Below are 23,010 nucleotides of genomic sequence, written 5' to 3'. Positions count from 1 at the left end.
GGAGCAACTGTTTTTCTTGTTAAGTTTAAGGAAAAAGTACGATGAGGTTATTTGAAGATTTTAAGATGAAATTTGAAAATCCCGACTGGTCAAGAAGCCAGGCGTGTTTGGGCGGAAAGATACCCCAAGTATGGAGCAGATAGTCAGGGAGGCAATCTACAAGGAGCTAAAAGGGTTGGAATACAGGGAATTGGAATTTCATTAGACAGATTCAAGGATATGTGCGGCATTTATAAAGATAGACGAGCTGCGCCCGTACAGCTTACAGGTGTACCAAAAATACATATCCCGGATCAAAGCGGACAACCTGCAAAAGCTGCTCGTCGAACTGAACAAAATAGCGATAAACGCGGGCATCGAGGACATCGAAAGGATCAGGCAGCACAGTGGTGGAAACCAACATACACCACCCGACCAACAATTCGATACTCTGGGATTGCATAAAAGAGGCCTATCGGCTGCTTGGCCATTTGAGCGAAGAAGTGGACGGGCTAAAATACCGGGACTATACCAGGCAGGGGAAAAAGACCTGTTTCAAAATAAACAACACCAAAGGGGACAGTCGTAAAGACCTGTTCAGCAATCAGTTGACATTGTTTATAAAAACAATCAACCAAGTTTCCAACGTGATAAAAAAAAGCAGTCCTTCGGCATTAAAGCCATGATATGGGCAGGCCTTTTAGGTGAGCACATCGAGGTCATGCAGTTGGTATATGACATGGCATACCTCAAAGAGATAAAAGGGGAAAACTATGCCCAAAAATCAAAAAATGGTGCGGAAAAACAGCGGAAAAAGAAGGGAGAACGAAAAAACAACAAAATGGGGCGCAACGATAGATAATATTACAACTGATTATGGACAAATATCCACCGAAAAACAATCAAAGGAAAAACAAACGGAAAAACTGCCAACTTTATGGACAGACTCTAATTAATGTTATAAAAAACTTTTTCATAATTTCAATTTTTAATTATTGCAAAATTCAACAGATGCTGCAAACTGTGGAAAAGTACAAGGTTGGGTTGAAATACGAGTTCCGAATTCTTCATATTCAATAATTTTAAAATAAACAATATCGCCTACCTTTAGTGTCCCTTCATAAAAATCCGGATTAAATGATATTGTAGCGTTTGTAGCAAGTTCACCATTTTCAGCAGTCTGTGTAATTGTTATAATATTCTGGCATCCATCTCCTTTATTAAGGCTTACCACCCTTTCTTGGTAGCAAAGTGGATCCTGTTCTTCGTCTTCACATCCAGTCCCAAGCAAAATCATACATAGCGGCAGCAGGAGAAGAAAAGTTGTAAGTAGTTTCAATTTTTTTGTTCTCATTATTTCAAGTATTTAGTAGTGAGTAATTCGCACAAAGTGCTTTTTGATATTCAAGGCAACCAGAGTTACCAGGTATGAGAGCAATTAGGAGCGGTTTTCAGTGCCTTTGGTTGGCATCTTTCCCGGAGTGATTCTTCCTTGTGGTTTTTCGGGAGATTTTTGTTTTAATGGTGGTTATGGGCTGTGTTTCATCATAATATTGGTTTTAAAAGTTAATGTTTTGTTTGTTAAGATGCTAAAAGTTGATATTTGGTTGTGTGCCTCCTGTTTTTTAAATTTTTGGTATTGTGTTTCTACATATATATTCCAAAGGATTGCTGAAGGTAACCTTGAAAATGGGATGTTCTGCAGCAGGAATTTGAGCGGGACGTGGGAATAAACAAAAAAGGGTTCCCGTTTCCGAGAACCCTTTTCAAAATATATTTTAGGTTTTTTTATTCACCTACTACATCAAACTCCAGTTCAACGATAACATCTTTGAAGAGTTTGATTTTGGCAGTGTAAGTACCTGCTTCTTTAATGCTGTCGGCAGGTAAGGTAATTTGTTTGCGGTCGATTTCAAATCCTTTTTTGTTGATAGCTTCTGCTACCTGGATGGTATTAACCGAGCCGAAAATTTTGCCCGAAGAACTCACTTTGGCACCAATGCTAACTTTCTTGTTCGCCAGCTTGTCGGCAATTTTCTGGGCTTCTTCTCTTAATCTTGCTTCTTTATGTGCGCGTTGTTTTTTGTTTTCTTCCATCACCTTCCTGGCAGTGGCTGTGGCAGCAATTGCCATCTTTTGCGGAATAAGGAAATTGCGCGCGTATCCTTCTTTTACTGAAACAATGTCATCTTTGTTTCCCAGCCGCTCAACGTCTTGTGTTAATATAATATCCATTTCAAGCCTCCTTTTTTATTTCATCATATCGGTTACATAAGGCAGCAAAGCAATCTGGCGTGCCCGTTTAATGGCCTGGCCCACTTTGCGCTGGTATTTCAGTGAAGTGCCGGTAATACGGCGGGGAAGAATTTTTCCCTGCTCGTTCAGGAATTTTTTCAAAAACTCCGGGTCTTTGTAATCGACATATTTGATTCCGTTCTTCTTGAAACGGCAATATTTTTTCTTTTTAATTTCTACTGACGGCGGGGTCAGGTACCTGATTTCACTTGTATTTTGTGCCATTTTTTATCCCTCCTTATTTTCTGTTTTTTCTTTCTGAAGCCTTCTTCTTTTCTCACTGTATTCAACTGCGTACTTGTCGAGTTTTACAGTCATAAAACGAATGATCCGTTCCTCGCGGCGCAGCTCAATCTCAAACTTTTTGATGAGCGAAGGTTCGGCTTTAAATTCAAACAAATTATAAAAGCCAGTAGATTTCTTTTGAATGGGATAAGCCAGTTTTTTCATCCCCCAGTTCTCTTCATTGACCATTTCCCCTCCGTTGGAGGTGATAATGTCTTTGAATTTTTTTACCGTTTCCTTTACCTGTGGCTCAGATAAAACGGGAGTACAAATGAAAACGGTTTCGTACTGATTCAACATAAACATTAATTTTAATTATTACTTAAAAATTTTGAACGCGCAAAAATAGAAATAAATTGATATTTATCAAATATTTACAACGGAATATTTCCGTGTTTTTTAGGCGGATTCGATTTGCGTTTGTTGCGGGTCATTTCCAGGGCACCAATAATTTTTTTGCGGGTTTCTTTTGGCGGAATAATTTCATCAATGTAGCCCAGTGCCGCAGCTTTGTATGGATTGGCGAATTTCTCACGGTATTCATCCACTGCCTTGGTTTTTTCTTCGGCGTTGTATTTACGGTAAAGAATATTGATGGCACCTTCGGGGCCCATTACCGCTATTTCGGCAGTGGGGTAGGCAAAGTTAACATCGGCGCCAATGTGCTTGCTCGACATTACATCGTAAGCCCCGCCGTAAGCTTTTCGGGTGATGACGGTAATTTTGGGTACCGTGGCCTCCGAAAAAGCGTACAATAATTTAGCGCCGTGTTTGATAATCCCGCCAAGCTCCTGGCTGGTCCCGGGCAAAAAGCCGGGAACATCCACAAAAGTTACCAGCGGAATGTTGAATGCATCACAAAAACGCACAAAGCGGGCTGCTTTTGCCGATGAATTAATATCGAGCACACCGGCCAGGTGGTTGGGCTGGTTGGCGACAATTCCCACCGGCTGGCCGCCAAACCGGGCAAAACCTACAATAATATTTTGTGCATACCGCGGCTGCACTTCCAGGAAATGTTTGTTATCGATAACATTCTGAATGATTTCATGCATATCGTATGGCCGGTTCGGGTCGGCCGGAACAATTTCCTGCAGGTGTTCTTCCTCCCTGTCGCTGGGGTCGATAGTTGATTTTACGGGTGGATCTTCCAGGTTGTTCGATGGTAAAAAAGTGACCAGTTCCCGGATCATCATGAGTGTCTGCTCCTCGTCGTTTCCGGTAAAATGGGCCACACCACTTTTCGTGCTGTGGGTGTGTGCACCTCCCAAATCTTCTTTTGAAACATCCTCGTGTGTTACCGTTTTAATCACATCGGGCCCGGTGACAAACATGTGGCTCTTTTCATCCACCATAAAAATAAAGTCGGTGAGGGCAGGCGAGTAAACTGCGCCGCCGGCACATGCACCTAAAATGGCTGAAATTTGTGGAATAACACCCGAAGAAGTTACATTGTTGTAAAAGATATCGGCGTAACCGGCCAAACTTTCCACGCCTTCCTGAATGCGTGCGCCGCCTGAGTCGTTGAGACCAATAAGTGGAGCTCCCATTTTCAGGGCGAGGTTCTGAATTTTTACAATTTTATCGGCATTGGCACGGCTTAGCGAACCGCCAAAAACTGTAAAATCCTGGGCAAACACATACACCAGCCTTCCGCTGATTTTCCCGTAGCCTGTAACTACACCGTCGCCCAGAAATTTTTTCTCCTGCATGCCAAAATCATAATTTCGGTGTGTAACCAGCTTGTCAATTTCATTGAAAGTTCCGGGGTCAAGCAGTTGCAGCACCCTTTCGCGGGCTGTTTTTTTTCCTGCCGCGTGTTGTTTCTCAATGCGTTCTTCTCCTCCGCCCAGCTCGGCTTTCGTGTTAAACTCATCGAGCTGGTTGTATTTATCCTGTAAATTCATACTATTAAAATTGTTTATTTTTAAAGGTATAGTATGGAACTCGCATGTCCCGATAGCTATCGGGATTAATCATCATCTTGGATGTAAATATTCTACATGCTCGTTTCATAAATAGATTGGTTTATTCGAGTTCAATAAGCACCTGGTTTCCTTCAATGGTATCACCTTCGCTTACATTAATTTTCTTTACCATCCCACTGATGGGGGCTTTGTATTCACTCTCCATTTTCATGGCGGCAATAATAATGGCTGTTTTGCCTTCATCTATTATATCGCCTTCGTTTACCAAAACTTTTACCACTTTTCCGGGCATAGGCGACGATATGGTTTTTTCACTTTTACCTACTCCGTTTGAACCACGGTTGATAAGATAGCGCGCCTCGGCATCAATAATATCAACTTCGTAGGTGTTGTAAAGTGTGTGTGCTGTGTATTTTTTGGGTTGGTTGTGGGGGATCAGTTCAATATTATAGGAATGTCCGCCTTCGAGAATGGAAAATGTTCCGTCTGCCGTATGGAGCAGGTCAACATTGTAGCGTTTGCCGTCAACTTCCACTTCAAGCAGGTTCCCGTTTTGCTGAATGAGGTTAACCCATGCTGTACGGTCGTTTATTTTTATTTCAAGTGCCATAAAAAAAATTAAAAATGGTTAATGTAAGGTATTTTTTTCCAGCGGCTTTCTGCCGGCGGGGAAAATTCTTTCTGGTTATCCTGAATTCTGCTGATTTTATCCATATAATCGACAAATGCAGCAATAACCACCATGTCATCGCATTCTTCAACATCAGATTGTTTGTACAATTGCTCCTTATTATTTTCGATGAAATGTGTGTCGTATTTTCCTTCAATAAAGCTTTCATTGTTCATAATGCGTTCAAGAAATTTTATTGAAGTTTTAACCCCTGTGATTTTGTATTCGTACAAAGCCCTGCGCATTCGGGCAATGGCTTCTTTTCTCGTTTTTCCCCAAACAATCAGTTTTGAAATCATGGGGTCGTAAAAAATCGGAATTTCATAGCCTTCGTAAACATACCCGTCGGTGCGAACGCCCAGGCCCAGCGGTTCAGAAATTTTATATATTTTGCCCGGGCTGGGCATGAAATTATTATCGGGGTCTTCGGCATAAATCCGGCATTCAATGGCGTGCCCTTTCTGGCTTAAATCGTTTTGCGAGAATTCCAGTTTACGGCCCTCGGCAATTTTGATTTGTTCTTTCACCAGGTCGATTCCTGTTGCCCTTTCGGTAATCGGATGTTCCACCTGCAGCCGGGTATTCATTTCGAGGAAATAATAATTCAGGCTTTCATCCACCAGAAATTCAATTGTGCCGGCACCTGTGTAGTCAACTGCTTTTGCTGCCCCCACTGCGGCATTCCCCATTTTTTGCCTCAGTTTTTCGGTCATGAGTGGAGAAGGAGTCTCTTCAATCATTTTTTGGTGGCGCCGCTGAACGGAACATTCGCGTTCGAACAGGTGCACTGCATTCCCGTGCTGATCGGCCAGAATTTGAAATTCGATGTGGTGCGGTGAGCTGATGTACTTTTCAATGTAAACCGAATCGTCGCCAAATGCCGATTTTGCCTCGGAGCGGGCCGCTCGCACGGCAGCAACAATTTCTTCCTCTTTGTGCACGAGCCGCATTCCTTTTCCACCACCTCCGGCAGAAGCTTTTATCATAACAGGCAGCCCGATATTTTTAATGGCATCGAGCGCCTCTTTTTCGTTGTTCACACTGTTGGGCGTGCCGGGGACCACCGGAATTCCGGCTTCCATCATGGCCTCGCGGGCTTCAATTTTATCTCCCATTTGCGAAATTACTTCCGGCGACGGACCAATAAAAATAATTCCTTCTTCACTGCATCGCCGGGCAAAATTTGCATTCTCCGATAAAAATCCATAGCCGGGGTGAATGGCATCCGCGTTGCACTCTTTCGCAACTTTAAGTATTTTTTCCACATTCAGATAGCTTTCGGGAGAAGGAGCTTTGCCAATGTAATAAGCTTCGTGAGCATACCTTACATGTTGTGAAGTTCGGTCTGCCTCTGAAAAAACGGCAACTGTTTCGATATCCAGTTCCCGGCATGTACGCATAATTCGAATAGCTATTTCTCCACGATTCGCTACCAGGATTTTTTTTATTTGGCCCATTACGTTTATTTTTATTGCAATAAATATTGTTTCCTAAAAACACACATAGATAACTCATTTGGTTAAAAATTGTTTAGGCTCTTTTATTAACTGTTGAAATTACGCCATGAATTTGACAAAGCAAATGGGAATGTGTTAATAAATGCAAATTGGACGTTTAATGGCTTCTCAGCTTTATTGAAATTTGAAAATCAAAAACTATAGTTCTAAAAGTGCAAATTTTAATGTTTTCTGACATCTGTAAGGAAGATTAATTGTTCAGATTTTTTTTGTTTAATAAATCATTTTATTTTTACTGGGAATAAAACTAACCTAAATGAAAAACAAACACTTGTTAATTATATTCTCACTTTTACTGGGAATTATCTCGCGGGCACAAAATTACGATTACACATTGTCTGATGATTCATTGGTGAACTATCATGCAAGTATTAAAAGGGTGTATTACGCTACCCGCACCGAGTTGGTGCCCAAAATTGATGGCAAACTGGGTGATGAATGCTGGCAAAAAGTTGGAAGCTGGGACGGAGGGTTTATTCAACAACAACCCAACCAGGCCAAATCTCCCTCGCAGGAAACGGAAATTAAAATTTTGTACGACGACACCTATTTGTACATGGCCATTGTTTGTTATGATAATGAACCGGAGAAAATACGTTCAATTCTTGGCAGGCGCGATGAAAATATGGGCGATATGGCCGGGATTGCCCTGGATAGTTATTATGACAAGCAAACCGCTTTCGAGTTCAATGTAACTGCCGCCGGGCAAAAAGTGGATTTGATGCACCTTGGCGAGTATGGATGGGATTTTAACTGGGATGCCGTTTGGGATGGGAAGTCGCATGTGGGTGATTCGGCCTGGTATGCCGAGATGCGTGTGCCTTTCAGCCAGCTCAGGTACGCCAATAAAGAAGAGCATGTATGGGGAATGCACGTGTGGCGCTGGATCGACAGGTTAAAAGAGGAAGATCAGTGGAAACTTATTCCGGTTGATGCCCCTGCAATGGTTTATATATTTGGTGAATTGCGTGGGATTGAAAATATTCCGTATAAACGCAATTTTGAGGTGATGCCCTATGCCAAAGCAAAATATGTTTCGGATGCCCCGGATAATTTGAAAGGTGGCTTTGGTGTTGACGGAAAAATTGGAGTCACTTCTGATTTTACGCTCGATTATACAATTAATCCTGATTTTGGCCAGGTAGAAGCCGACCCGTCGGTGCTTAACCTTACTTCTTACGAAGTTTTTTACGACGAGAAAAGGCCTTTTTTTCTTGAAGGAAACAGTATCCTGGAATATGGTGCCGGCAGCAGCGATTTACTTTTTTATTCGCGCCGGATTGGGGCTTCACCCGGCTATACACCTTCTGTTGAGGAAATGGAAACGCTGGAAATGCCCGATCAAACATCCATCATAAATGCACTTAAATTAACCGGCAAAAACAGCTCAGGACTTTCGGTAGGTGTTGTTAACAGCATGACGGCACATGAAAATGCAACTATACATTTTAACGGCCAGGAAAGGGAAGAAGCTGTTGAACCTTTTACCAACTATTTTATTGGCAGGGTGAAACAGGATTTTAACAACGGCAGCACTGTTTTGGGCGGAATGGTTACTTCCACGTTGCGGAATATAAAAGATGAACATCTTGAATTTTTGCCCGATAATTCAACAGTTGGCGGAGTGGATTTTCAGCACAACTGGAAAAACCGAAAATATTTTGTTGATTTTAAAGGATTTTTCTCGCAGGTAAACGGCTCGGAAGAAGCCATCTCAAATTTACAAACCAATTCGAGGCATTACTTTCAACGCACCGATGCTGAGCATCTTGAATACGATCCGACGTTAACATCCCTGAGCGGATGGGGCGGTGAAATGAGCGGTGGAAAAAGGAGTGGTAAATTCAGGATAATGGGAGCGCTCGACTGGCGTTCGCCGGGGGTGGAACTCAACGATGTGGGGTATTTAAGGCAGGCCGATTATATCGATCAGAAAATTAACATTATTTACTGGGTGAACAAGCCCAAAGGAATCTTAAACAATTACTATTTTGATATTGAGCAGGAACATAACTGGAGCTATGGCGGCGAAAATCTGGGCGATGAAATAACCGGACATGCCCGTTTTCAGTTTAAAAACCTGTGGCGGCTCGATTTAGTTGCACAGCGTTCGTTTTACGAAATCGATACCCGAAAACTTTGGGGTGGCCCTTCGCTGAGGATTGACGGGGAAACCAGCGGGGAAATCTTTTTGCAAACAAATTCGAGTAGGGATCTTTTCTTTGGCGGAGGAACTGAACTGACACGAAATGATGACAATATTTCAAAAGCCACTGAAAACACTTTTTACGTGCAATGGCAAATCGGCAGCCGGCTTACCCTTTCCTCCATGAACAATTTTAATATTGAAACAGACAATAACCAGTTTGTAACAAGCATGGAAAGAAGTACTTTTCCCAGAAAATATATTGTTGGGAAAATTGACCGGAAAACCATTTCTTCCACTATCCGGGCCGAATTTTTTGTTACGCCCGAACTCTCTTTTCAGTATTACGGAAACCCTTACGCCTCGGTAGGTAAATTTTCTGACTACCGGGAGGTTACTTCCTCAAAGGCAAAAGATATAAACCAGCGGTTTGCACCACTGTTTGTTGAAGAACAGGGCGATGGTGAACAGTGGCTGGTGGATGAACGGCAAAATTATATTATGGATTTGACACAGAATTCCCCGGATTTTAACTTTCAGGAATTCCGCTCCAACTTTGTGGCGCGGTGGGAATATAAAACGGGTTCAACGCTCTATTTTGTGTGGACCAATTCGCGTTCGCGTTACGAAAGAAAATACGAACCTTCAGTATTCGAAAGCTTTAAGGGAATATCGGATGTGAAAGCTCAAAATGCTTTTATGCTTAAAGTAAGTTTCTGGTTCTCCATTTAATTTAATCTGCGTTATTCATAAATTTTTTTCAGTATGAATAAACTGCAGGTTAACCCCGACTTAGATGAACTATGATTTTTGAAAAAAAATTACAGTGAATCTTAGTCGTTATCAGAGATAAGAATAATTCCTGAATTATTCGGGCTAAAAATGTAATTTTGGCACCGTGAATCTGGCGCAATACATACCATTTTACAAACGTAACCTGAGGCTCGCCTTCCCGGTTGTACTGTCGCAAATTGGGCAGGTAGTTGTTATGCTGGCCGACAACATGATGGTTGGCCATGTTGGAACCGTTGAACTTGCTGCCTCATCGTTTGCCAATAATGTGTTTGTAATTGGTATGTTTTTCGGAATGGGGATTACCTACGGGCTTACTCCACTGGTTGGAAAGGCTTTTGGCAATAACCGGTTAGATCGTGTGGTGGTGTGGCTTAAAAACGGCTTTTTTACGCATACGGTTGCCACTTTTGTTTTGGCACTCATAATGTTTGGAGTGTACTTTCTTTTGCCATTTATGGGTCAGACAGACGACGTGCTCGAAATGTCGAAACCCTATTATTTGCTGCTGTGCCTATCGTACTTTCCGCTAATGCTTTTCTTTTCGGTAAAGCAGTTTTTCGAAGGGATTGGCAACACAAAAATGGCTATGCAAATAACCCTTACAGCCAACGTTATAAATATTGTGTTGAACTATCTGTTGGTTTTTGGGAAATTCGGTTTTCCGGAATTGGGGCTGGTGGGAGCCGGCATCGGTACGTTGGTTTCCCGTATTTTTATGCCGCTGTTGTTTGTGGGCTACATTCTTAAATTTTCGCGTTTTAGAAGATTTTTTGTGCTCGCCCGGAAACAAATTTATGAAAAGCGAAAAATATTTTCGGTGTTGAAGATTGGAATACCTATTGGATTTCAGTTAATTGTGGAAGTGCTGACTTTTAGCCTGGGAGCCGTTATGATGGGATGGCTGGGCGAAACACAACTGGCTGCCCACCAGGTGGCAATGGGAATGGCATCGTTTACATACATGATTTCGCAAGGTGTTTCGCAAGCCAATACCATCCGGGTGAGTCATCAAATGGGTGAGAATAATTTAAGTTCGATGCGCATGGCCGCTATGGCCTCTACTCACCTGGTGCTCTTTTTTATGTCGGTAATGGGACTCATTTTTATACTCACAAAAAATTACCTGCCATTTCTTTTTACAACCGATCCACAGGTTGTAGCCGTTGCTTCGCAACTGCTTATAGTGGCTGCTATTTTTCAAATTTTTGACGGGTTACAGGTGATTATGCTCAGTACTTTGCGAGGAATGGCCGATGTTAAAGTGCCTATGTTTATTGCTTTTGCTGCCTATCTTTTAATTGGTTTGCCCACCAGTTATGTCCTGACCTTTTTGCTCAATGCCGGGCCACAGGGGATTTGGTTCGGATTTCTCGTGGGACTGGGTTCAGCAGGGATATCCTTCTACTTCCGGTTTAAACATAATCTTCGGAAAATGGCATAGAAAAAACGGGTTACCATTGGTGGCGATAACCCGATTGTTCATAGTTTAGTTTAGTTAGACCTGAATAAATATTGGTTTAACAGAGAAAAGGTAGTGTTTCAAATAACATTCAGTTTACATTCAATTAATGAATTGCTAATATAATACAAAAATAGCTCGAATATAAAATATTTTGAAAAAATTATTAAAAATTGTTAATTTATGGTGTTTCAGAAATTGTAATTTATTGTTATATAGTGGGTTCGAAAGACGAAATGTGTTATAAAAAATATTGCAATTTTTCCCGGTTTTGGAGAAGTAGATTCATAAATCTCCTGCGAATAATTATACATTGCATGTAATGGAAAATTAATTAAACCTGATAGTACAGGATTCAGGAAAAAATATAATTTGCACTTTTACATTGAAAAATACTGTTATGAAACAAGTAGCACTTACCGGCATTCGACAAATGCTATTGACTCGCGCAAACGAACCAGCGTTGAAAACGGGGGATGATGTTAAAATCAGGCTGTCGTCTATAGGAGTTTGCGGTTCAGATATTCATTATTATTCAGAAGGTAAAATAGGAACCCAGGTTGTAGAATATCCGTTTGTTGTGGGGCACGAGTGTTCGGGCGTGGTGGAAGCAACAGGGGAAAACGTTAAAAATGTAAAACCCGGCGATTTGGTTGTTATCGATCCGGCGGTGCATTGCGGAACATGTGACCAGTGCCTGGCCGGTCGTCCGCACACCTGCAGGAACAACAAATTTTTGGGTTGCCCCGGGCAAATTGAAGGCTGTTTGGGGGAATACATTGTAATGCCTTCGTTCACCTGTTTCCCCGTTACCGGGAAAATGAACCCGGTGCAGGCGGCTTTAATCGAACCGTTTTCCATAGGTGTTTATGCGGTGAAACTGGCTGAAATTGCAGAAAAAAATAGTTCATCTGTTATTTTTGGTGCCGGCCCAATCGGCCTGAGTATTTTGCTGAAACTGCTGGCCGATGGTATTTCCAATGTTGGGATGATTGAGCCGCTCGAATACCGGCTGAAAAAATCGGAGGAAATTGGGGCACGGTATTTCATCAATCCTGAAAAGCAGGATGTGGAAAAGGAAGTGCAAAACCAGGAAGAGCTGCTTGTTAATGTGGCATTTGAGGCCAGCGGTGAACAGGAAGCTGTTGACAATGCCCTGAAAATTCTGAAACCCGGAGGAAAACTTGTGCTGGTTGGCATTCCGCCATCTGCGCAATATACTTTCAATATGGATTTAATGCGCCGCAAAGAATTGACGGTTGTCAATGTCCGGCGCCAAAACCATTGCGTGGAAGAGGCCATTGATTTGGTGGTGAGCGGAAAAGCCAATGTGGAAAAAATGGTCACCCATCATTTTTCGTTAGATGAAACACCCACGGCTTTCGATATGGTTGAAGGCTACAAAGATGGCGTGGTAAAAGCGATGATTGATTTATAGCACCTATTCTATTTACCTGGGACGTGAAACCATAATTCCGTTGGCTGATTTACTTCCCAGCAGGTAATCTTCCAGCGTTCTTTCGGAAACAATCACTTCTTCGGCCAGCGACGAAGCGTGCATCAGGTGAATACGACCCGCTTTGCGCACCAAAATTCCAACATGTGAAATATCGAGCCCGTCGATGTTGGTGGTAATTCCCACAATGTCGCCATCCATCAGTTGATTTTCAACTTCCGAAATTTGGTTTTCCGGAATGTGAAAAAGGTTTCTCGAGTTGATGTTTTTTTCCTGTTTCGCAATAATTTCAACTAACTGGCTACTGTCTTTCAACATCGGATAACTTTCAGGGTGCGTACTCATGAAATTGATTTCTTTGTCATAAGGAGTTGCTGCAATTTCTTTTGAAATAGCATTGACCAGTCGTTTTTGCTGGTTGTCAAAAATCCAGTCGCTGAAATAGTGCAGCCGCGATGGATAACCATCGATTTTGCCGTTGCGGTAACGAATTTTTTTAAGTTCCTTTGTGAACTGCTCAAAAGAGTGTTTTCCGCTTTGGATGGTTTTAGAAATGGCAAGGCAGTTCTCGGCAAATGTGGTACAGTCCATTTCGCGCAAATTGACAACCAGTTGTTCGGGGTCAATTTCAAGCGTATTGGCTACATAAGGTGTTCCCAGAAAATAGGTGCCGGTTTTTATCATTAAAACCGGAGTGGGCGAGTTGGCCTCTTCCGAAAACATTTCCAAAACCTGTTCGAGGATTTCTTTATCTTCTTGCTGATAAATAACTGGTAATTCCCTTTCATTATTATTCTGTGCTGAATTGCATGTAGCAAATATCAAAAACAGCGGGATAAAAAATATTTTGAATTTCATTGTTTTTAATTTCCTGAAAGTCAAATAACTATTTATAAATTGTTAATGCTGGTGAAATGCCTCAGAAACAAACCGGAGCACTTCGGGCAGCGATTCGCGCCAGTAGGTCCAGGTGTGGCCGCCGTCGCGAATCCGGAATTCGTGGGGAATTTCTTTTTTACGCATTTCAATGTGAACCAGCGAATTTCCTTCAAAAAGAAAATCATCGTCGCCGCAGTCGATATACCAGCGAACGGCTCTTTTTTGTTCGTCGGGAATATTTTTCAGCAGTTCCAAAACGTTGTATTTTTCAAACCATTCATTCTTTTGCTTTTCGCTGGCACCGGGCATTCCCCGCCGGCCCATATAATTTTCCACATCGTCGCGGGTTAACGGACCGGTTGCTGCGCTCAGCGGGCAGGCTGATGAAAACAAATCGGGACGATGCAGTGCATAATAAAACGTACCGCCGCCACCCATCGAAAGGCCGGAAACCGCACGGTAGCGTTTTTCACTTTTAATGCGGTATTTTTTTTCCACAAACGGCATCAGTTCTTCAAAAAAGAAATCCTCGTAGCGCCAGTTGCCGCTCACATCGTTGGTATAGCCACGCTGCCCGGTGTTGGCATCGGGCATAATAATTACCATTGGAGTGGCTTTGCCTTCTTTTATGGCTTTGTCGGCAATCTGGCGCACTTCGCCAAACTGCACCCATCCGGTCTGGTCGTCGCCGGCACCATGTAACAAATATAGTACGGGGTAGCTGCGTTCCGAAATGTCGTAGCCCGGAGGGAGATAAACGGCATATTTACGTTCCATGCCAAGTATTTCACTTTCCATGGAAAGGTTGTCAAACACTTTTCCGGTTTGAGCAAAAACGAAATTTGAGAGTAGCAGCGAAATAAGAATAGTTAAAATATTTTTCATGATATGTTGAATTTAGATTTGAAAATGGGTAGTAAAAATGCATTTATTTCCGGAGTTTTGAAAAATCTTTGGAATATTCTTTCAATAAAAATGGTAATAGTTTAGACCACATTTAATGTGCCTGAAATTATTGCAAAAAAAAGCTGCCTTTTCCGGGCAGCCTTTCTTAACAAATGAAATAATTTTATAAATCTTTTTTAGCGAGGTAAAAGTCAACCATTTCGTAGCTGCTTTTTTCGCGTTCTTCCATTGCCTCAACAGTTTTTGGCGGAGGAACAATAACTTTATCGCCTGGTTTCCAGTCGAGTGGTAGTGCAACGCCGTGTTTGTCAGATGTTTGGAGTGCTTTCAATACTCTGATGATTTCATCCATGTTACGGCCCACGTTAAGCGGGTAGTACATAATTAAACGGATCTTTCCTTCGGGATCGATAAAAAATACAGCACGTACCGCAGATGTTTCGCTTTCGTTTGGTTGCAACATTCCGTATAGTTTCGATACCTTCATTGAAATATCTTCAACAATCGGGAAATCGAACAAAACGCCGGTATTCTTTTTCACATTGTTCACCCATGCAACGTGCGAGTGGATACTGTCAATGCTTAATCCCATTAGCTTGGTGTTCAGCTCTTTAAATTCGTTGTGGCGCACGGCAAATCCGCTCATTTCGGTGGTGCAAACCGGAGTAAAGTCGGCAGGGTGCGAAAATAAAATCACCCAGCTTCCTTTATTGTATTCTGAAAACTGAATAGGACCATAAGTTGTGTTGGCTTTAAAGTCGGGGGCCATGTCGCCAATCCGTGGCATTTGTGTAACTTTTTCTTCTTCCATTTTTTATAGAATTTTTAGTGTCATTAATTTGAATTTTCGTGAAGATAAACATTCTTGGTGAGAATAAGTTCAATAAAATGTTAAAGAAATTTAAGCTGAAAGCCTGTTTTATGATGTTTCTTTATAATGCCTAATGGCGGTAAAATACTGTAATTCAGTTTCTGAAAATGCAGAAATAATTTTTTTAATGTGAATGATTTTTTTGCCGGATTCTTTTGGGCCAAAGACTCAGGAAATATATAAGAATAAGAGAAAAACCGGCAACTGCCACACTTAACAGCATGGATTCTTTTTTCTCCAGCAGAAACAGGGCGTGGGTATTTATTTCCTGCCAGTAGGTTACCGAAAGCAAAACAATTAAATTGTTGAAAGAGTGGGCAAGTATGGCCAGAATTAAACTTTGTGTACGTATGACAAGCCAGCCGAGTAGCAGGCCTAAAACGAAGGTAGCCGGCATTTGCCAGGGATTCAGATGATACAGCGAAAATAAAAGGGCCGACATTACCACCGACACAAAATTGTTGTAATTGCGCCGAAAACCCTGGAAAATAAGGCCCCGGAAAATAGACTCCTCCACAATGGGCGCAACAATGGCAACTTTCATAAAAGCCCCCCACCAGCCAAAGTCGCTTTCAAAAATACCTCTGAAAAGTTCCCAGAACCAGGGTGGGGCAGGTATAACATTTTCAATGGCAATGTTCACCTGTTCAATTAAATTCTGGATGCCCCAAAAAAAAGGAACCAGCGGAATTAAAATTAACGGGTTGAAAAATTTTAGCGGGAATACTTTTTTAAACGGTGCTTTCGATTTTCGGAAACCGTAGATGAGGATAAAAAGTGTGGAGCCAACTCCCAGAACTACTTTTTTTACGGGGTGGTATAAGTAATCGGTTCCCTTGTAGTAATCGATTAAAGCAAGCGGAAAATCAACAACTGTTTGAATAAAAAGGTACAAAATTAACAGGTGGATGGCCTGCAAAATTGTTGGGTAATATTTTAACTTTGTTTGCTGCATTTACAATAAATAATAAAGATAATCTTTTTTGTTATTCAACAATAAAAACACATCAACAAAGAAAAGTTCTGATAATAATTTGAAAAATAAGTTGTCAGGCTGATTTTTTTGATACCAGCAAATTGGCCGTTTGAAACGAAAAATAGCGTTGTGACACGTAGCTGAATGCAACAACAATAACTGTTGTAAAAACTTTTGAAAGGGTAGCGTACAGGCCAACATACTCTACGAAAAATTTGAGAAAAACATAATTTAAAAGAATTGCCCCGGCAACTGTTATCCCGTAACGGAATAGTTGAATGCGTCCTCGCAGTTCAGATGCGGTAAATGTAACATACCTGGCCAGCAAAAATCCGGAAGCAAAGGTAATGGGGAAAACAATAAGAAATGCTGCAATATGCGGGCTGATAGCAACAAAACCCAAATCAACAATTTGTTTGTTCAGCACAAATCGGTAAAAAACAAAATAGAGAAAAATGTCCATGGCTGTATTTGCACCGCCGGTTGCGCCATACCTGAAAATTTCCATTGGAATGAAACGCAGGAAAGGAAAATAGAAGAAATCTATAATTTGAATGATTTTATTCCGGCATTTTCGTAAAAAGTTCAGCATTCCTTTTTTCTTTTTGAAGGGCAAAGAAATAAATTTTCGGTCAAACGAGCATTTATTTTTTTATTTTGTAATTTTAATTTCGATAATATTGTCAATAATTACAGAATAATATTTATTAAAAATGATTGACTGGAAACTACATATTGAGTCGAATCCGGACATATTATTTGGAAAACCAATAATAAAAAATACCCGGATTTCAGTTGATATAATTCTCGAAAAACTTGCTGCCGGAGACTCTGTTGAAGATTTGTTAGGTGCTTATCCCAATTTAAAAAGCGACGACATCAATGCATGTTTATTGTTTGCAGCGGATTCAGTAAAAAATGAAATTGTTATTCCAAAAGCTTCCTGACATGACTCTGGTTGCTGATGAAAGTGTTGATTTTGGAATTGTCAAATTATTGAGAACCGAAAATTTCAGTGTTTTATCAATATCCGAGAAACATAGCGGAATAACCGATTTTGAGGTTTTAGAAATTGCGGTCAAAAATGATGCATTATTGATTACAGAAGACAAAGATTTTGGCGAATTGGCATTTCGTTTAAAATACAAACATAAAGGTATTCTTTTTAATCCGTTTAAGCGATCTTCCAAGAAAAGAACGAATAAAAATTGCGTTTGAGATTATTAGAGAACATGCTGAAAAACTTAAAGATAATTTTTCAGTTTTAAATCCTCAGGGCCTTCGGATAAAATCAGGGAAATTTTAAAGGAAAATGAAGTTCTGATTTTCTAAGGCAGACTTTTACATACCCGGTGATTTTCGCAACTGTTTCTTTTGGCCTTGTTTCTTTTTGTTCTCGAGTCGTTTGAGCTTTGAGGCTTTGGTTGGCCTGGTTTTAATACGTTTTTTGGGCGGAGTCAGTGCTTGTTCTATCAGCTCAAAAAATTTCTGCGTCACTTTCTCCCGGTTCCGCCACTGCGTTCTTTCGGCAGAGGAGGTCAGCACCAGTTCGCCGGAAGTTGTAATCCGGTTTTTCAGTTTTGAAAGAAGCCGCTGTTTTTGAGTTTCGGTAAGTGTTTCAGAATCGTTTACCGGAAACCGCAACTCCACCTTGGTGCTTACTTTGTTCACATTTTGTCCGCCGGGACCACCCCCGCGACTGGCCGAAAAGCTAACTTCTGAAAGCAGATTTTCCCGTATGGAATGTGATAAATGCATGATTTATTAACTCGTTTTACTTATGGTTTCCAGTTTCTTGCGGTCGGTTATCTCAATGCCCCGTCCTTTCAGGATTATCATTTTTTCTTTTTCAAACTCCTTCAGGAATTTTATGGCACTTTCGGTTGAAATGGAAGCAAAATCCGCAATTTCCTGCCGCGTGAGGTATTGAAAAACATCCTCTTTCAGGAACTCTTCGTGCGACAGGTAAATCAGTCCCGATGCCAGTTTTCCACGCATTTGCTTGTACGATATATTTTTAATTATCTCGAGTAAATGCCTTTCGTTCCGGTAGTTTTTCGAGGTAACTTCCAGGGCAAATTCGGGGTTATGCAACAGGAGGGTTTTGAGGCTCTCTTTTTCAATCATGCAAATCACCGAGTCTTTTAGTGCCTGCGCTGAATAGGTATGAATGTTCTCGCCAAATATGGATGAAAAAGCAAGAAAATCGCCTGTTTTGGCCAGACTGAGGTTTATCTGTTTTTCAAAACCTGTTTGTAAATACACTTTTATCAGTCCGCGAACCACGTATAAAATATAAGGAGCAAAAGCCCCCTGCTTGAAAATGGTTTCGCCCCTGAGGTAGGTTATTTGAGTCTTACTTTTTGTCAGCTCGTCCAAAGCATCGGGTAGCTGCTTGATCAACCCCTCAAAATCCTTTTTTTGTTGACGGTGTTCCGATTTTTCGTTGCTCATTTCAATATTTCTGAAGACGGTGCAAAATTATCAAAAACAAATAAAATTGGCTGATGACAGGAAAAAAACTGAAATAATACAGTTTTAGTGCTTTCGCATCACAGCCCTGTTCTCTTCGCTGATTAAAAGGGTGCTCCTACTTTTGTAACAGAAAATTTTAACAGATGAAACGAGTTGCCATACCAGTATTAAATGAAAGTTTAAGCGAATATTTTGGCGAGTGCCAGCACTACGAAATATTTGAAGTTGACGGTCAGGCGGTGGAAAAGAAAGAAACCGTTTATCCTTCGGCTATTGGACAATCAGATTTACCTGCATGGCTCAAAGAACTAAGAATTACCGATGTGATTACCTACAGGGTTAATAAACAGATTATTAACCTGTTTGCAGCCGAAAAAGTGAACCTGTTTGTTGGCATCCCTTTAAACTCGCCCCGCAAATTGCTGGAAGACTGGCTGGAGGGAAAACTCGAATCGGATGAAAAAATTATTGGCGAAATAACAAATTAAAAGTTACAGAAAATCAATTATTCACAATTTTAAAAGAGACTTGTTATGAAAATGTTACAAACAAATTTGCACGAGATTGAAACAGCCGCAGAGCTGGAAAAAATGATTCAGGAAAATGAAAACGTAATGGTATGCTGTGGCCGCATGGGGCCAATGTGTATGCCGGTTTACGATGTGATGGAAGAACTGGAAGATGAAAGGGATGACGTGAAATTTGCAGTGATGGCATTCGATAACCCCGAAGCTGCCATTATTCGCAATGCGCCGGAAACCAATGGTTTTATGGGACTTCCGTTTACCATGTATTACAAAAACGGCAAAGTAGCCCACGCCACCAGCAGCATTCAGAACATGCAGCAGGTAACTGCTATTCTCGACGAACAATTTGCTGAAAAAGTATAACACAAAACCTCAAGGGCCGCCCGGATAATTTCCGGGTTGTCTTTTATTAAAAATTTATTGCCATGAATGAACCATTTGATGTAATGATTATAGGTGCCGGTGCAGCCGGTTTAACTGCCGGAATTTATTCTTCGCGGGCCAAACTCTCAACACTGATTTTGAATGAAGGGGCCGTTGGCGGCCAAATGGTGCTTACCGAGGAAATTGCCAACTATCCGGGTGTTCCGGCCACAAAAGGTTACATGCTGGCCAACACCATGAAGCAGCAGGCCAAAAGTTTTGGCTGTAAAATAAAGTCGAATATTAAAATTGCCCGCTATAATCTCGAAGGTGATATTAAGGAAGTGGAACTGGAAGATGGCCGCAGTTTTAAGGCACGTTCGGTTATTCTTACTCCGGGCGGCAGGCCGCGCTCACTGAATATTCCCGGAGAAGATCAGTTTAAAGGAACGGGGATTTCCTATTGCGCTACCTGCGACGGCGATTTTTTCACCGGGAAAGAGGTTGTGGTAGTTGGTGGCGGTAACTCAGCACTCGAAGAAGCTGTTGCACTTACCCAGTTTGCCACAAAAGTTACTATCGTTCATCAGTTCGATCATTTCCAGGCATTTAAACATGCAGTGGAAGAAGCGCAGAAAAATCCGAAAATTGAGTTTATCATGGAATCGGAATTAAGAGGATTTTACGGAAACGGAAAACTGGAAAGCGTGGATATCAAGCACCTTCCAACCGGGAAAATGAGCAACCTGAAAACCGATGGCACATTTATTTTTGTGGGGTACCAACCGAATACCGAAAGTTTGGAAGGTTTGGTAAAACTTAATGAACGGAAAGAAATTGAGGTTGACTCCGATTTGAAAACCAATATTGATGGAGTTTTTGCGGCGGGCGATTGCATCGTAAAAAAATACAGGCAGGTTACCACAGCCGTGGCCGATGGAACAATCTCGGCACTGAGCGCCGCCAGATACCTTTCAGAAAAACAGGTGAAACAGGAAGAAATTTTAGGAGAACAAGTTTAATAAGCGAAGTAATGCCGGAAGCCTCGGCCGAGAATGAAAAAATACTGGCAACAATCATAAAGTGATTTGGTTCTATTGATTAATTTTGAAAATTCTTAAATTGAAAGGAATACAATATGGCAAAACAACAAGTAAAGATCAGCTGGAAAGATAAAATGGCATTTTCTGCCGATGTAAACGGACACGAAATAATGCTCGATGCCGCTGAAAAGGCAGGTGGTGAAAATCGCGGCCCACGACCAAAACCGCTTATGATGACAGCGCTGGCCGGTTGCACCGGAATGGATGTGATTTCAATTCTCAAAAAAATGCGCGTGGAAGTAGATGATTTTAACGTGATTGTTGAGGGAGATTTAACAGAAGAACATCCGAAACAATTTTCGAAAATGCACGTGATTTACGAGTTTAAAGGCAAAGATTTGCCAATGGAAAAACTCAAAAAAGCAGTCAGCCTTTCCGAAGAGCGTTACTGCGGAGTGAGCGCCACCTACCGCCAGGCAATGGAATTAACCTCAGAAATAAAAGTTTCAGAATAAAAACAAACAGATATGTCAACAACTCTAATCGTAATCCTGGTCGTTCTGGTCGTATTAATCGGATTGATTACTTTCAACTTTTACCGGATGAAAAATGCCAAACCGGTGGAAGACAGCAAAAAAATCATTCAGCTTGGCAAGAAAAATTTTAAACCGGCAATCCGCAGGGGAATCACCCTCGTCGATTTTTGGGCACCCTGGTGCAATCCTTGTAAAATGGTAGCACCAATCCTGAACGATATTGCCGAATCGGAAGACGATATCACCATCGGGAAAGTGAATGTCGATCAGCAACAATACCTGGCCAAAAAATTCAAAGTTCGTAATATTCCCACGCTTCTTGTTTTTCAGGATGGGGTGGAAGTGAAGCGGATTGTTGGGGTAAAACCCAAAAAACACATCATGAAGCAGGTGGACGAATTGCGCGCCTGAATTTTAGATAGCCGAATGCAAAAAAAAACCCTGTGGTTAATAAAAATCGCAGGGTTTTTTATGTTTTGTAATGGGTTGATTTAGAAAATCAACGTTCCGTTTTTTAATTCTTCGCAGCAGATGTTTGATTCACATCCAGCTTTAACGGGTTGATTTCCTCTCCCCAGTAAACAGTAGTATGAGGGAAAGGGATTTCAATATTCCGTGCATCGAACGCTGCTTTCAGACGGCGGCGGTATTCGCGGCCAATTGTCCATTGCTGGCTGGGTTTTGTTTTTATCCGCGCTTTTATCACCAGGGCGCTGTCGCCAAACTGGTCGAGGCCAAAAATTTCAATGGGTTCATAAAATGCTTTTTTAAAATTGGCATCGTTTTGAAGGTCTTCGCCTACCTCGCGCATTACGTCCATTACGGTATCCACATTCTCTTTGTAAGCCACGCCAACTTCGAACACCATAGCCGACCATTCGCTGGTCATGTTGGAAAGCATGTCTATTTTTCCATTCTGAATAATATGGACAACACCCGAAAAATCGCGTAAAACGATGGTTCGCATTTCTATTCTTTCAACCAGTCCTCCGGTTCCGTTCACAATTGCCACATCGCCGGCACGAACCTGGTTTTCCAGTAAAATAAAGAATCCCGCCAGGTAGTCCCTGACCACTTGCTGAGCGCCAAAACCAACGGCTACACCAACAATACCGGCACTTGCAAGTATGGGGCCAATGTCCACACCAAACTTTTTCAGCGCAATCATTATAAAAATTGTCCATAAAACAGCGGATATAACGCTGGCCATAATGTTAACTAACGTATTTATCCTCTTTTCCACTTCGGCGGCATCTTTTTTCTCATTTTTACCGGCCCGTGTAATCAGCGACTTTTTGAATTTTTTCAGCGAAAAAGTTACTACCCGGCTGAGAACCAAAAGCACAATGATAATTATTACTAATCCCGGAAGTTCTGAAACTATCCATTCACGGGCACCTGAAAGCAGTGTTTCCCAAAATTCATTTGTAAATAATTTTTCCATTTTTTTTAATTTTTAGATTTACGTTTTATAAAATAGAACTTTTCAGGGAATAAACAAAAGTTTTAAAGTAAAGCAGCTATCCGTTAATCTTTAGTTAAACAGGGAAAGTTTTCAAAGTTTTCTGGATTTTAAGAATTATGTGCCAGTGAAAATTCACTTTCACATAGTCTTAAAGCAAGATTTCACCTGCTAAATAGGTTACGGCCTGGCCGCCAATCTCAACCCTATCCCCCAGAAGCGTGCAATAAAGCACACCTCCGCGAGCTGAAATCTGTTTGGCCAGCATTTTGTTTTTGCCAAGTTTTTTTGCCCAGAAAGGAATGAGCATGGTGTGTGCCGAACCTGTAACCGGGTCTTCATCAATACCTTCGATGGGAGCGAAAAAACGCGAAACAAAATCATATTTATCAGAAGAAGCGGCAGCCGTAGCAATTATACCCCGGGTGTCGAGTGTTTTCAT

At 41.4% G+C, this 23,010-nt stretch carries 26 protein-coding genes and 1 pseudogene; 11 read left to right on the top strand and 16 right to left on the bottom strand.

Features of this window, described 5'->3' with window-relative positions; all coding sequences use genetic code 11:
- Positions 1–106: 106 nt before the first annotated feature.
- Positions 107–769: pseudogene (locus ACTCNA_RS12900) on the top strand (ISNCY-like element ISSydi1 family transposase); the annotation flags it as partial.
- Between the two features lie 198 nt (positions 770–967).
- Here the strand turns inward: ACTCNA_RS12900 and ACTCNA_RS12895 are convergent.
- The 7 genes from ACTCNA_RS12895 to accC form a co-directional block, all read right to left on the bottom strand.
- Positions 968–1,333 (bottom strand): hypothetical protein, encoded by a 366-nt coding sequence (locus ACTCNA_RS12895; RefSeq protein WP_462948335.1) that lies wholly within the window; start codon positions 1,331–1,333, stop codon positions 968–970.
- Between the two features lie 434 nt (positions 1,334–1,767).
- A complete protein-coding gene (gene rplI / locus ACTCNA_RS12890) occupies positions 1,768–2,214 on the bottom strand; it encodes a 50S ribosomal protein L9 (RefSeq protein WP_462948334.1) in 447 nt (148 codons plus the stop codon).
- Between the two features lie 15 nt (positions 2,215–2,229).
- On the bottom strand, positions 2,230–2,499 hold the full coding sequence (gene rpsR, locus ACTCNA_RS12885; protein ID WP_073170567.1) for a 30S ribosomal protein S18: 270 nt from the start codon (positions 2,497–2,499) through the stop codon (positions 2,230–2,232).
- A gap of 3 nt (positions 2,500–2,502) precedes the next feature.
- On the bottom strand, positions 2,503–2,859 hold the full coding sequence (gene rpsF / locus ACTCNA_RS12880) for a 30S ribosomal protein S6 (RefSeq protein WP_139279587.1): 357 nt from the start codon (positions 2,857–2,859) through the stop codon (positions 2,503–2,505).
- A gap of 74 nt (positions 2,860–2,933) precedes the next feature.
- Complete coding sequence (locus ACTCNA_RS12875; protein ID WP_462948332.1) at positions 2,934–4,466, bottom strand: acyl-CoA carboxylase subunit beta; 1,533 nt, start codon at positions 4,464–4,466, stop codon at positions 2,934–2,936.
- 121 nt (positions 4,467–4,587) lie between these two features.
- Positions 4,588–5,097 carry a biotin/lipoyl-containing protein gene (locus ACTCNA_RS12870; protein ID WP_462948331.1) on the bottom strand — a complete coding sequence of 170 codons (510 nt, stop codon included), beginning with the start codon at positions 5,095–5,097 and terminating at the stop codon, positions 4,588–4,590.
- 8 nt (positions 5,098–5,105) lie between these two features.
- Positions 5,106–6,614, bottom strand: coding sequence for an acetyl-CoA carboxylase biotin carboxylase subunit (gene accC, locus ACTCNA_RS12865; protein ID WP_462948330.1), 1,509 nt, complete (start codon positions 6,612–6,614; stop codon positions 5,106–5,108).
- A gap of 316 nt (positions 6,615–6,930) precedes the next feature.
- On the opposite strand from accC, the gene ACTCNA_RS12860 reads away from it, so the two are divergent.
- The 3 genes from ACTCNA_RS12860 (at position 6,931) to ACTCNA_RS12850 (ending at position 12,512) form a co-directional block, all read left to right on the top strand.
- Positions 6,931–9,552 (top strand): DUF5916 domain-containing protein, encoded by a 2,622-nt coding sequence (locus ACTCNA_RS12860; protein WP_462948329.1) that lies wholly within the window; start codon positions 6,931–6,933, stop codon positions 9,550–9,552.
- Positions 9,553–9,718: 166 nt separating this feature from the next.
- Positions 9,719–11,056 (top strand): MATE family efflux transporter, encoded by a 1,338-nt coding sequence (locus tag ACTCNA_RS12855; protein WP_462948328.1) that lies wholly within the window; start codon positions 9,719–9,721, stop codon positions 11,054–11,056.
- Positions 11,057–11,474: 418 nt separating this feature from the next.
- Positions 11,475–12,512 carry a zinc-dependent alcohol dehydrogenase gene (locus ACTCNA_RS12850; protein WP_462948327.1) on the top strand — a complete coding sequence of 346 codons (1,038 nt, stop codon included), beginning with the start codon at positions 11,475–11,477 and terminating at the stop codon, positions 12,510–12,512.
- A 12-nt stretch (positions 12,513–12,524) separates the two neighbouring features.
- On the opposite strand, the gene ACTCNA_RS12845 is transcribed toward ACTCNA_RS12850, so the two are convergent.
- From ACTCNA_RS12845 to ACTCNA_RS12825, 5 genes are all read right to left on the bottom strand, one after another.
- Positions 12,525–13,388: an N-acetylmuramoyl-L-alanine amidase-like domain-containing protein gene (locus ACTCNA_RS12845; RefSeq protein WP_462948326.1), complete on the bottom strand. Its 864-nt coding sequence runs from the start codon at positions 13,386–13,388 to the stop codon at positions 12,525–12,527.
- A gap of 42 nt (positions 13,389–13,430) precedes the next feature.
- Positions 13,431–14,294: an alpha/beta hydrolase gene (locus tag ACTCNA_RS12840; protein WP_462948325.1), complete on the bottom strand. Its 864-nt coding sequence runs from the start codon at positions 14,292–14,294 to the stop codon at positions 13,431–13,433.
- 184 nt (positions 14,295–14,478) lie between these two features.
- Positions 14,479–15,126 carry a peroxiredoxin gene (locus ACTCNA_RS12835; RefSeq protein ID WP_462948324.1) on the bottom strand — a complete coding sequence of 216 codons (648 nt, stop codon included), beginning with the start codon at positions 15,124–15,126 and terminating at the stop codon, positions 14,479–14,481.
- A 184-nt stretch (positions 15,127–15,310) separates the two neighbouring features.
- On the bottom strand, positions 15,311–16,141 hold the full coding sequence (locus tag ACTCNA_RS12830) for a lysostaphin resistance A-like protein (protein ID WP_462948323.1): 831 nt from the start codon (positions 16,139–16,141) through the stop codon (positions 15,311–15,313).
- A gap of 94 nt (positions 16,142–16,235) precedes the next feature.
- Positions 16,236–16,754: a GtrA family protein gene (locus tag ACTCNA_RS12825; protein ID WP_462948322.1), complete on the bottom strand. Its 519-nt coding sequence runs from the start codon at positions 16,752–16,754 to the stop codon at positions 16,236–16,238.
- Between the two features lie 121 nt (positions 16,755–16,875).
- Between ACTCNA_RS12825 and ACTCNA_RS12820 the strand changes: the two genes are divergently transcribed.
- Complete coding sequence (locus tag ACTCNA_RS12820) at positions 16,876–17,109, top strand: DUF433 domain-containing protein (protein ID WP_462948321.1); 234 nt, start codon at positions 16,876–16,878, stop codon at positions 17,107–17,109.
- Positions 17,081–17,380 carry a DUF5615 family PIN-like protein gene (locus ACTCNA_RS12815; protein WP_462948320.1) on the top strand — a complete coding sequence of 100 codons (300 nt, stop codon included), beginning with the start codon at positions 17,081–17,083 and terminating at the stop codon, positions 17,378–17,380. The genes ACTCNA_RS12820 and ACTCNA_RS12815 overlap by 29 nt, the downstream gene beginning before the upstream one ends.
- 123 nt (positions 17,381–17,503) lie before the next feature.
- Here the strand turns inward: ACTCNA_RS12815 and arfB are convergent, their stop codons facing one another.
- The gene (gene arfB / locus ACTCNA_RS12810; RefSeq protein ID WP_462948319.1) at positions 17,504–17,920 is read right to left on the bottom strand and encodes an alternative ribosome rescue aminoacyl-tRNA hydrolase ArfB; all 417 of its coding nucleotides are present in this window, start codon (positions 17,918–17,920) and stop codon (positions 17,504–17,506) included.
- A 6-nt stretch (positions 17,921–17,926) separates the two neighbouring features.
- Complete coding sequence (locus tag ACTCNA_RS12805; protein WP_462948318.1) at positions 17,927–18,616, bottom strand: Crp/Fnr family transcriptional regulator; 690 nt, start codon at positions 18,614–18,616, stop codon at positions 17,927–17,929.
- 164 nt (positions 18,617–18,780) lie between these two features.
- Here ACTCNA_RS12805 and ACTCNA_RS12800 point away from each other — a divergent pair, with 164 nt between their 5' ends.
- The 5 genes from ACTCNA_RS12800 to trxA all read left to right on the top strand — a co-directional run bounded on the left by ACTCNA_RS12800 (position 18,781) and on the right by trxA (position 21,517).
- On the top strand, positions 18,781–19,125 hold the full coding sequence (locus ACTCNA_RS12800) for a NifB/NifX family molybdenum-iron cluster-binding protein (protein ID WP_462948317.1): 345 nt from the start codon (positions 18,781–18,783) through the stop codon (positions 19,123–19,125).
- A gap of 45 nt (positions 19,126–19,170) precedes the next feature.
- On the top strand, positions 19,171–19,527 hold the full coding sequence (locus tag ACTCNA_RS12795; protein ID WP_462948316.1) for a thioredoxin family protein: 357 nt from the start codon (positions 19,171–19,173) through the stop codon (positions 19,525–19,527).
- Between the two features lie 62 nt (positions 19,528–19,589).
- Positions 19,590–20,549, top strand: a complete 960-nt coding sequence (locus ACTCNA_RS12790; RefSeq protein ID WP_462948315.1) for an NAD(P)/FAD-dependent oxidoreductase — start codon at positions 19,590–19,592, stop codon at positions 20,547–20,549.
- A gap of 116 nt (positions 20,550–20,665) precedes the next feature.
- Positions 20,666–21,085, top strand: a complete 420-nt coding sequence (locus tag ACTCNA_RS12785) for an OsmC family protein (RefSeq protein ID WP_462948314.1) — start codon at positions 20,666–20,668, stop codon at positions 21,083–21,085.
- 12 nt (positions 21,086–21,097) lie between these two features.
- Positions 21,098–21,517: a thioredoxin gene (gene trxA, locus ACTCNA_RS12780; protein WP_462948313.1), complete on the top strand. Its 420-nt coding sequence runs from the start codon at positions 21,098–21,100 to the stop codon at positions 21,515–21,517.
- A gap of 103 nt (positions 21,518–21,620) precedes the next feature.
- Here trxA and ACTCNA_RS12775 read toward each other — a convergent pair whose 3' ends face one another.
- On the bottom strand, positions 21,621–22,550 hold the full coding sequence (locus ACTCNA_RS12775) for a mechanosensitive ion channel family protein (RefSeq protein WP_462948312.1): 930 nt from the start codon (positions 22,548–22,550) through the stop codon (positions 21,621–21,623).
- 169 nt (positions 22,551–22,719) lie between these two features.
- On the bottom strand, positions 22,720–23,010 hold a 291-nt coding region (locus tag ACTCNA_RS12770), incomplete at its 5' end, for a PhzF family phenazine biosynthesis protein (protein ID WP_462948311.1).

It is taken from the genome of Tangfeifania sp. (genome assembly GCF_055108615.1).
This window is presented reverse-complemented; position numbering and strand designations above follow the sequence as displayed.

Excerpts from the sequence above, each read along its gene's own strand:
- ACTCNA_RS12895 (WP_462948335.1), bottom strand. The coding sequence starts at position 1,333 with ATGAGAACAAAAAAATTGAAACTACTTACAACTTTTCTTCTCCTGCTG.
- rplI (WP_462948334.1), bottom strand. The coding sequence starts at position 2,214 with ATGGATATTATATTAACACAAGACGTTGAGCGGCTGGGAAACAAAGAT.
- rpsR (WP_073170567.1), bottom strand. The coding sequence starts at position 2,499 with ATGGCACAAAATACAAGTGAAATCAGGTACCTGACCCCGCCGTCAGTA.
- rpsF (WP_139279587.1), bottom strand. The coding sequence starts at position 2,859 with ATGTTGAATCAGTACGAAACCGTTTTCATTTGTACTCCCGTTTTATCT.
- ACTCNA_RS12875 (WP_462948332.1), bottom strand. The coding sequence starts at position 4,466 with ATGAATTTACAGGATAAATACAACCAGCTCGATGAGTTTAACACGAAA.
- ACTCNA_RS12870 (WP_462948331.1), bottom strand. The coding sequence starts at position 5,097 with ATGGCACTTGAAATAAAAATAAACGACCGTACAGCATGGGTTAACCTC.
- accC (WP_462948330.1), bottom strand. The coding sequence starts at position 6,614 with ATGGGCCAAATAAAAAAAATCCTGGTAGCGAATCGTGGAGAAATAGCT.
- ACTCNA_RS12860 (WP_462948329.1), top strand. The coding sequence starts at position 6,931 with ATGAAAAACAAACACTTGTTAATTATATTCTCACTTTTACTGGGAATT.
- ACTCNA_RS12850 (WP_462948327.1), top strand. The coding sequence starts at position 11,475 with ATGAAACAAGTAGCACTTACCGGCATTCGACAAATGCTATTGACTCGC.
- ACTCNA_RS12845 (WP_462948326.1), bottom strand. The coding sequence starts at position 13,388 with ATGAAATTCAAAATATTTTTTATCCCGCTGTTTTTGATATTTGCTACA.
- ACTCNA_RS12840 (WP_462948325.1), bottom strand. The coding sequence starts at position 14,294 with ATGAAAAATATTTTAACTATTCTTATTTCGCTGCTACTCTCAAATTTC.
- ACTCNA_RS12835 (WP_462948324.1), bottom strand. The coding sequence starts at position 15,126 with ATGGAAGAAGAAAAAGTTACACAAATGCCACGGATTGGCGACATGGCC.
- ACTCNA_RS12830 (WP_462948323.1), bottom strand. The coding sequence starts at position 16,141 with ATGCAGCAAACAAAGTTAAAATATTACCCAACAATTTTGCAGGCCATC.
- ACTCNA_RS12825 (WP_462948322.1), bottom strand. The coding sequence starts at position 16,754 with ATGCTGAACTTTTTACGAAAATGCCGGAATAAAATCATTCAAATTATA.
- ACTCNA_RS12820 (WP_462948321.1), top strand. The coding sequence starts at position 16,876 with ATGATTGACTGGAAACTACATATTGAGTCGAATCCGGACATATTATTT.
- ACTCNA_RS12815 (WP_462948320.1), top strand. The coding sequence starts at position 17,081 with ATGAAATTGTTATTCCAAAAGCTTCCTGACATGACTCTGGTTGCTGAT.
- arfB (WP_462948319.1), bottom strand. The coding sequence starts at position 17,920 with ATGCATTTATCACATTCCATACGGGAAAATCTGCTTTCAGAAGTTAGC.
- ACTCNA_RS12805 (WP_462948318.1), bottom strand. The coding sequence starts at position 18,616 with ATGAGCAACGAAAAATCGGAACACCGTCAACAAAAAAAGGATTTTGAG.
- ACTCNA_RS12800 (WP_462948317.1), top strand. The coding sequence starts at position 18,781 with ATGAAACGAGTTGCCATACCAGTATTAAATGAAAGTTTAAGCGAATAT.
- ACTCNA_RS12795 (WP_462948316.1), top strand. The coding sequence starts at position 19,171 with ATGAAAATGTTACAAACAAATTTGCACGAGATTGAAACAGCCGCAGAG.
- ACTCNA_RS12790 (WP_462948315.1), top strand. The coding sequence starts at position 19,590 with ATGAATGAACCATTTGATGTAATGATTATAGGTGCCGGTGCAGCCGGT.
- ACTCNA_RS12785 (WP_462948314.1), top strand. The coding sequence starts at position 20,666 with ATGGCAAAACAACAAGTAAAGATCAGCTGGAAAGATAAAATGGCATTT.
- trxA (WP_462948313.1), top strand. The coding sequence starts at position 21,098 with ATGTCAACAACTCTAATCGTAATCCTGGTCGTTCTGGTCGTATTAATC.
- ACTCNA_RS12775 (WP_462948312.1), bottom strand. The coding sequence starts at position 22,550 with ATGGAAAAATTATTTACAAATGAATTTTGGGAAACACTGCTTTCAGGT.